The organism is Streptomyces rimosus subsp. rimosus (assembly GCF_000720725.1).
Taxonomy (GTDB): domain Bacteria; phylum Actinomycetota; class Actinomycetes; order Streptomycetales; family Streptomycetaceae; genus Streptomyces; species Streptomyces rimosus_A.
The window spans coordinates 1-8,118 of sequence record NZ_JOCQ01000180.1 but is presented as its reverse complement, the minus strand read 5'-3'; the positions used below and the strand labels follow the sequence as shown (position 1 = coordinate 8,118).

Annotated in this window: 7 protein-coding genes; 4 read left to right on the top strand and 3 right to left on the bottom strand. The window is 69.7% G+C overall.

Annotation, left to right across the window (positions count from 1 at the left end; genetic code table 11):
* Window positions 1-83: 83 nt before the first annotated feature.
* Both IH45_RS0141710 and IH45_RS0141705 read left to right on the top strand, forming a co-directional pair.
* Window positions 84-785 (top strand): TVP38/TMEM64 family protein, encoded by a 702-nt coding sequence (locus IH45_RS0141710; protein ID WP_030682017.1) that lies wholly within the window; start codon window positions 84-86, stop codon window positions 783-785.
* Between the two features lie 188 nt (window positions 786-973).
* Window positions 974-1,861: an undecaprenyl-diphosphate phosphatase gene (locus tag IH45_RS0141705; RefSeq protein WP_030682014.1), complete on the top strand. Its 888-nt coding sequence runs from the start codon at window positions 974-976 to the stop codon at window positions 1,859-1,861.
* A 486-nt stretch (window positions 1,862-2,347) separates the two neighbouring features.
* On the opposite strand, the gene IH45_RS0141700 is transcribed toward IH45_RS0141705, so the two are convergent.
* Window positions 2,348-3,202, bottom strand: a complete 855-nt coding sequence (locus IH45_RS0141700; protein WP_030682011.1) for an NAD(P)H-binding protein — start codon at window positions 3,200-3,202, stop codon at window positions 2,348-2,350.
* A gap of 158 nt (window positions 3,203-3,360) precedes the next feature.
* On the opposite strand from IH45_RS0141700, the gene IH45_RS0141695 reads away from it, so the two are divergent.
* Window positions 3,361-3,963, top strand: a complete 603-nt coding sequence (locus tag IH45_RS0141695) for a TetR/AcrR family transcriptional regulator (RefSeq protein WP_030682009.1) — start codon at window positions 3,361-3,363, stop codon at window positions 3,961-3,963.
* A gap of 226 nt (window positions 3,964-4,189) precedes the next feature.
* Here the strand turns inward: IH45_RS0141695 and IH45_RS0141685 are convergent, their stop codons facing one another.
* Window positions 4,190-5,575, bottom strand: a complete 1,386-nt coding sequence (locus IH45_RS0141685; RefSeq protein ID WP_234440888.1) for an amidase — start codon at window positions 5,573-5,575, stop codon at window positions 4,190-4,192.
* A 435-nt stretch (window positions 5,576-6,010) separates the two neighbouring features.
* Window positions 6,011-6,895, bottom strand: a complete 885-nt coding sequence (locus IH45_RS0141680) for a helix-turn-helix transcriptional regulator (RefSeq protein ID WP_030682003.1) — start codon at window positions 6,893-6,895, stop codon at window positions 6,011-6,013.
* A gap of 350 nt (window positions 6,896-7,245) precedes the next feature.
* On the opposite strand from IH45_RS0141680, the gene IH45_RS0141675 reads away from it, so the two are divergent.
* Entirely contained in the window at window positions 7,246-7,944 is a 699-nt protein-coding gene (locus IH45_RS0141675; protein ID WP_030682000.1) for a type 1 glutamine amidotransferase domain-containing protein, read from the top strand.
* The last annotated feature ends 174 nt before the right edge of the window (window positions 7,945-8,118 follow it).

Genomic DNA, 8,118 nt, shown 5'->3' with positions numbered 1-8,118 from the left:
CTCCTCCCCCACCCACCTCCCGGTTCACCCCCGAGCGACCGTGAATACACCTCCACGCCACGCTTGTCGGTTACGCTCCCGGGATGCTCGAACCCGCCGCAACGCCCGACGGCCTCGCCGCGCGCTGCACGCGTGTGCTCTTCTCCCCCTGGGCCCGGCTCGCCGTACTCCTCGTACTGCTCGCCGGCGCCGCCGTCGCGATGATCGTCTGGCAGCCGCAGCGGCTGCTCGCCCATGGTTGGCCGCCGGCGTGGGCCGGCGGCGGCGCCGTGGTGATCTTCGGACTCGCCTACGGGGTGTGCACCACCGCCTTCGTCCCCCGCCCGGTCCTGAACCTCGCCGCCGGCGCGATCTTCGGCAGCCTGTCCGGCTTCCTCTCCGCGCTGGCCGGTACGGTCCTCGGCGCGGGCCTCGCGTTCGGGCTCGGCCGCCTGCTGGGGCAGGACGCCCTGCGGCCCCTGCTGCGGGCCCGCTGGCTGACCGCCGCCGACCGGCAGCTGAGCGAGCACGGCTTCCGCTCGATGATGGCGATCCGCCTCTTCCCCGGCCTGCCGTTCTGCGCGACCAACTACTGTGCCGCGGTCTCCCGCATGGGGTGGGGCGCGTTCCTGCTGGCCACCTTGCTGGGCAGCGTGCCCAACACCGCCGCGTACGTCATCGCCGGCGCCCGCGCCTCGTCGCCCACCTCGCCCGCCTTCCTGATCTCCACTGCCTTCATCGTGGTCTCCGGCCTGGCCGCGGTGGCCGTGGCCTGGCGCAAACGCGCGTCAATCCGAGGGCGTTGACCGGCGGGCGCCCGGAAAGAGCCCTTTGACCCCTCGGACACCTTCGGGCGCTACGCTGCCCCACAGCCGGTCGCGGATCCCGCCGACCACCCGCACCCACTCCCGTCCCGTTCCCTTCCGTCCTCGTGCCGCCTGACCCGCGCCCCCGCCGGGTAAGCGCTTGATCACCTTTGGATAGCGAAGCTCCGATGCACTGGTTTGAATCCTTCATCCTCGGCCTGGTCCAAGGGTTGACCGAGTTCCTGCCCATCTCCTCCAGCGCGCACCTGCGGCTGACCGCGGCATTCGCGGGCTGGCAGGACCCCGGCGCGGCCTTCACCGCGATCACGCAGATCGGCACCGAGGCCGCCGTGCTGATCTACTTCCGCAAGGACATCGCGCGGATCGTCGGGACCTGGGCGCGCTCCCTCTTCAACCGCGAGCTGCGGCACGACCACGACGCTCAGATGGGCTGGCTGGTCATCGTCGGCTCGATCCCGATCGGGGTACTGGGCGTCACCCTCAAGGACGCCATCGAGGGGCCCTTCCGTGACCTGCGGCTGATCGCGACCACCCTGATCGTCATGGGTGTGGTCCTGGGCTTCGCGGACCGCCTGGCCGCCCGCGACGAGTCCGGCGGCCGCCACCGCGCCGTCAAGCAGCGCAAGACCCTCACCGACCTGAACGTCAAGGACGGCCTGATCTACGGCGTCTGCCAGGCCATGGCCCTGATCCCCGGCGTCTCCCGCTCCGGCGCCACGATCAGCGGCGGCCTCCTGATGGGCTACACCCGCGAGGCCGCGGCCCGCTACTCCTTCCTCCTCGCCATCCCCGCCGTCCTGGCCTCCGGCGTCTACGAACTCAAGGACGCCTTCGGCAGCGACGCCACCGCGAGCCATGTCTCCTGGGGCCCGACGATCTTCGCCACCGTCATCGCTTTCGTCGTGGGGTATGCCGTGATCGCGTGGTTCATGAAGTTCATCACCACGAAGAGCTTCATGCCCTTCGTCATCTACCGCATCCTGCTGGGCATCGCCCTGTTCGCCCTGGTCAGCGCGGGCGTCCTGAGCCCGCACGCGGGAGAAACGGCGGGCTGAGGGAGCGGCTCCGGGCCCCTGGAACTACCGGTCCCTGCACGCACCAACACGCAGGAACCGACAGATCCCCGCAGCTCCGCGCGGGCGATTTCCTTGGTCAACTCCCATTCCGTTCCCAGTCGGCCTTGGTCGCCGACGGCCCGGAACGTCTCCGGCCCGTTGCCCGGGGGCGACCGGGCGCCCCTATGAGATCGGCCCCGGGCCGAAGGAGGCGCATCCGCCGACTGCCCACCACACAGATCAGCCGCGGCGCGCTCCACCGCACCCGGAACGCGGCTGCCGCCCCAAGGCGCTCGCGGACCAGGCGCCCGAACTCGGCGCGGTGGTCCATCAGCCATGCCGCCCATCAGCCACGCCAGGGAGAACAGCCCTGGTTGATCACGCCCGCATCCGTGCCGCGCTTGCACTCGACGAACACCAGCGCTTCGTTCTCGTCCAGGCGTCAGCGGTGGGAGCCCTCTGGGACTTCTCGAAATGAGCTCAGCTTCAGGCGGCGACGTGGGCTGCGAGCCGGTCGGCGGCGGTGCGGGGCTCGCGGCCGAGGAGTTCGGCCAGCAGAGGGCCGGCTTCGGCGAAGTGGCCCGCGCGGGCAGCTTGATACCAGGTGAGCATGAGCCGGGCCAGCTGCTCCGGCACACCGATCGCGATCTGATCAGCGACCCACTGTTCGTCGTCCAGGACGATGCGCTTGACAGTGCTACCGGTGAGGTCAGAGGCGACCTTGGCGAAATCGTCGAAGGTGAGGGCGGTCGGCGCGGTGAGGGTGACGGGGCCGTCGAAGGAGCGGTCACCGGCGAGAATGACCGCAATGGCCTCGGCTATGTCGGCACGGTCGGTATACGGTACGGGGCCGTCTTCCGGCTGGGCGATCACGCCGGTCCGCTGCCACGGGCCGAGAACCTGATCGAGCGGGCCGTAGGCGCCGTTGCGCAGTGCGGTCCAGGCCACTCCGGAGTCGCCGAGGATCGCCTCGGTGGCGATGTGGATGTCCGACGGCCGGTACGGGTTGCCGGGGAGGGCGCCCTGCTGGCTCGTGTAGAGGACCCGCCGGGCGCCGGCCGCGACCGCGGCTTCGATGGCATTGCGGTGCAGGCTGACCATGTCGGCGGCCGGGTCGTTGCCGGACACCAGAAGGACCTGCTCGGCACCGGCGAATGAGTCACGCAGCGCGGCCGGGTCCTCGTAGGAACCCTGCCGCACGCGTACACCGCGGTCGGCGAAGTGCTGCGCCTTGGCGGTGTCGCGGACACTGACACCGATCCGGTCGGCGGGGATGCGCTTGAGGAGGTGCTCGACGGTGGCGCCGCCCAGCCCACCGGTGGCGCCGGTGACAACGATCATGTTCTTGCCCTTCCCGAGCCCCCGCGGTGCCCGCCTTGGCGGCGGGCGAAGCATAAGTTGACCAAGCAGGTCAGTTTCTCTTCTGGTCACGACCGTAGGTAAACTGACCCGGCGAGTCAAATTATGGCGACGGGCAACAGGAAGAGACGGTGAGGGTCATGGCCGGTGCGGCGCCTTCGCGATCCGGGCTGCGCGCCGACGCCCGGCGCAATTCCGAACAGATCCGGTCTGCCGCGATCGGCGCCTTCCAGGGGCAGGGCCTGACGGTGCCACTGGAGGAGGTCGCCAAGGCGGCAGGGGTGAGCAAGGCCACGGTCTTCAACCGGTTCGGCGGGCGGATCGGCCTCATCGAAGCCGTCATCGAAGAGGTCGTGGCGAGTGAGCTGTTCGCCGTCATCGACCACACTCGGACCATTGACGACGCCGGCGAGCGGATCACGTACTACCTCACCGCGATACGCGACCTCCAGTACCGCCAGCCCGCCTTCAACGACGTCCTGCTGCAGACATATCCGCATTCGCAGCAGCTCATGGAGATCTGCCGGGTCGGAAGCGAGGCCAACGAGGAGTTCGTCGCAGCGGCACGAGCCTCCGGTGCGCTGCGGCCGGAGTTCACGGCGGGCGACCTTCACGCACTCGTCGTCGACAACGCCCTCGCCCTCAAGCACGGCAAGCGGCCTCCCCAGGCCGACTACGACCGCCGCACCATGTACCTACTGGACGGAATCCGAGGGCGCTCCTCCGCTTCCGGCGGACGATGACTGTGCCCTTGCGCTGATGCCGCGCATCGACCACGGCATGTACGGCGCCTCCGACTCCGACTCCGATCACATCTTCGTCAGCTTCTGGCCCGCCTGCACGACCGCCCGCTGGCCTACGCCGCGGTCTACGACCAGCGAGACCAGCGGGACCAGCGTCTCCTGGCGAGATCCGGCAAACTGCAGCAATCGTCGGGGCCGGGATGAAACGCCGGGACGAGACGCCCTCTCAGAAGGCGGGTCGGCGACCGCGGACGGGGCTGACCCCCTCCAGGCGCTCCGCGAGGTCGAGGAGGAGGGCGTCGGCCCACCATCGGCTGACCAGCTGGACGCCGAGAGGCAGGCCGTCGTCCGTGGCACCGAAGGGGAGCGCGACGGCGGGCAGGCCCGTCAGGTTGAACGGTACGGTCGCGCGCATCACCGCGCGTGCCGGCAGGGAGACACCGTCCACGTCGAGGCGGCTGCGGCCATGAGGCGGCGCGGGAAAGGGCGTTACGGGGCACAGCAGGACGTCGTGGTCGGCGAACCATGCGGCAAATCGTGTGCGCAGTTGCTCCACCTCGTGCTCGGCGGCGACATAGTCGGCCAGCGGAACCTCGGCGGACTCCAGCGTGGCCGCGATGACCGGGTGCACCTCCGTCTCACGGCCAGAGGTGACGGCGCGCAGGGCGGGCTGTATCTCTGTGGGAAACAGCGTCGCCGACAGCAGGGTGCAGTCCCGCTCGGCGAGCCATGGAAGCTCGCTCTCCCGGACGTCGTGCCCGAACTCGGTCAGCGCCGTGGCCGCCGCGGCCACCGTGGCGGCGACCTGTTGATCGACCGCGCCGAACGCTGCGGCGGTCCAGCCGATGCGCAGCCGGCCCCTGCCGCGGGTGCGGTCTGCGGCGGGCAGCGCCACGGCGTAGGGGTCGCTGCCGTCGGGCCCTTCCATGAGGGAGAGTGCCAGGCGCAGGTCGCGCACGCTGCGAGCCATCGGGCCGGCGTGCCACCAGCGGCGCGGCACGGCGGGAAAGTGGCCGGTCATCGGCACCCTGCCGTGGGTGGGTTTGATCGACGCGATCCCTGTGTCGGCGGCGGGCCCGCGCACGGAGATGGCGACGTCGCTCCCGATACCGAGCGGTGAGAGCCCGCTCGCGATGGCCGCCGACTCACCGCCGCTGGAGCCCCCAGGAGTGCGCCGCGGATCGTAGGGGTTCAGGGACCTGCCGGTCAGGCGGTTGTCCGTCTCGGTCCAGTAGGACATCTCCGGCAGGTTCGTCTTGGCCAGCAGAATGCCGCCGGCCTGCCGAAGGCGGGCCACCGGGGTAGCGTCGGTATCGGGCACCCGGTCGGCGAAGAGCCTCGACCCCCAGGTGGTGGGGGCCCCTGCGGTGTCGAAGGAGTCCTTGACCGTGAAGGGGACTCCGCTGAGCGGGCCGCCGACCGGCCGCGCCGCGGCGTGCAGAGCCTGCTCGCCGAGCACGGTCACGAAGGCGTTCACGCGGTCTGCGACCGCCTCGATCCGGTCGAGATGGGCGGCCACCACCTCGACGGCGCTCACCGTGCCCGCTGAGACCAGACTCGCGAGGCCGACCGCGTCCTGCCATACGAGATCGCTCGGCTCCATCGGCTCCATCGACTTCAAGGCCCCTTCCTTCGCAACAGGCTCAACGAGCCTGCCTGTTCGACTCACCCTATGGCGCGGGGTGCTTCACGCCGTTTCAGGCCACGTGCACGGGAGGGCCCCGGTGGGGCAGGGCGAATCACGAAGCACCCTGTCCGGTGATCGGTGCGTGAAGGCCGGTAGGCCACGCATGATGACTCCCGGTTGAGAGGCCTGGAGGTGCCGTCATGCGGATGCTCCGCGGACACGACGAGCAGGCCGCCACCGCGGCGAGCACGTGACCGGCGTGATCCAGTCCCGCAGAGGCTCAAAGTCCCCGGAGGCGTCCTGGTCGAAGGAGTCGGCGACGACCTGCGTGGGGGCGCGGACCAGCAAGGCTGTGCATCACTTACGCCGACGCCGGACTCACGTGGGACGAGGCCGCCGGATACAGAACGAAAACCCGTGTCAATCGCGCTCTTGGGCTGTGCCGGTCCGGGGTGTTCCGGTGCCGGTGAGGGACCACATGGCCAGGAGGTCGAGTGCTTGTCTGGACGACGAACCGGGTTCCGCGGTGTAGACGAAGAGGGTGGTGTCGGGGTCTCCCGGCAGGGTCAGCGTCTCGTACTCCACTGTCAGTTCACCTACCAGGGCGTGGTGGAGGCGTTTGGAACCGTGGGTGCGCTGGTGGACCCGGTGCTTGTCCCACCAGTGGCCGAATTCCGTGCTCTTTTCGCGCAGCTCTGCGATGAGATCATTCGTGGCCTGGTCATCCGCGTCCCGCCCCGCCTCAAGGCGCAGGCTTTCCACGGCGGCCCGCGCTTGGTCCTCCCAGTCGACGAACAAGGACCGGGGTTCCTCGCTGAGGAACATCCAGCGCGCGTAGTTGCGGTGTCGGACGGGCATCTGGTCGAAGTCGGTGAACAGGGCCTTGGCCATCCGGGTGGCCGCCAGGACGTCACTGCGGCGGCCGAGAACCAGGACCGGTTCGCCGTCGAATGCGTCGATGAGTCGGCGAAGACCGGGCCGGAGCCTTGGCACGCTTCGGCTTTGACGCCGTGACGGCGCGGCCGTCACCCCGACGAGGGTGTGAAGGTAGGTGCGTCCCGCCTCGTCGAGGCCCAGGGCGCGGCAGAGCGCGTCCACGACACCGCGCGACGGGGCGATCGGCCGTCCTTGTTCGAGCCGGGCGTAGTAGTCGGTCGACACACCCGCCAGGCGGGCGACCTCTTCACGGCGCAGGCCCGGAACACGCCGCGCGCGGCTGTCCGGCGGTAGGCCGGCCTGCTCGGGGTCCACTTGACTGCGCGCCTTGCGCAGAAAGTTTCCCAGCTCACGGTTGTTGTTGCCCATGCCACGCAGTATTGCGGGTGTGGGTGTTTCCCGCGTGGGTCTGCGAGTCCTAGTCTGCCGGGTCCGCTGTTGCGCAGGGCCTGCCAAGGGCGTCTGCGGGGGCTGGTGGCAGGCAATGCTGGATGTACGTCCTCCGGGTCGGTGACAGAGGACGGATAGCGGCATGCGCACGGCACGAAGGGGCGGTCATCGTCATGGCCTTCCTCGGGTGGGTGGCCGATGAGCGGGCTCACGGCCACGGCCGGCGCTCCTTTGCACCCGGTCGCCATTGCGTCATGCCTGGCCACTGAATTTCCCGGAGCAAGTTGCCGCCTGCTCCGGATGTCTCCGCACGGAAAAGGAATTCGTTCATGAGCAAGGGCAAGGTTCTCATCGTCATGTCGGCCGCCAACGTCTGGGAACGGGCCGACGGATCGCAGTACCCGACGGGCTACTGGGCGGAGGAACTGGCCGCTCCGCACGAGAAGTTCGTGGAGGCCGGTTACACGGTCGACTTCGCTTCTCCGGGTGGGGTGCTGCAGCCGCTGGACGAGCACAGCGCCGACCCCACGGTCGCGGGGGAGGAATGCGGCCGCTACGTGGCACACGCCCGGAAGGCGCTGGAGGAGTTCGGCCCGCTGCTGAAGCTCGGCGAGGTCGCCATCGATGACTACGTCGCGGTGGTGCTGCCCGGCGGCCACGGCCCGGTCGTCGACCTCTTCCAGGACGCCGACCTGGGCCGTCTGCTGGCCGAGGCGGACAAGGACGGAAAACTCATCGGTGCGGTCTGCCACGGCCCGGCCGCGCTGCTCAGTGCCAAGGACGAGGCCGGCAACTGGCTCTTCGCAGGCCGCAGGATGACGGCGTTCACCGATGAGGAGGAGCAGCTGTTCGGCACCGCCGAGGGGGCTCCGTGGCTGCTTGCCTCCCGTCTGCGGGAGCTGGGCGCGGACCACACCGGCGGGGCGGCGTACCAGCAGCACAACATCACCGACGGCAACCTCTTCACCGGCCAGAACCCCGCCTCCAGCGCCAGGCTGGCCGAAGACATGATCGCCGCGCTGCGCTGACACATCCTGCGCGGCTGCCCACGGCTCGTCGGCAGCCGCGTACGGACGTACGCAGGGTGGGCCATCCCTTCCGGTGGATGCTGTTGGTTTATTCGGCCCTCGCGTGACGTCGGTCTCCACGATCCGGTTGTGGTCGTGGAGACCGACGTTTTGTGTGGGGTGATGGCGATGTCG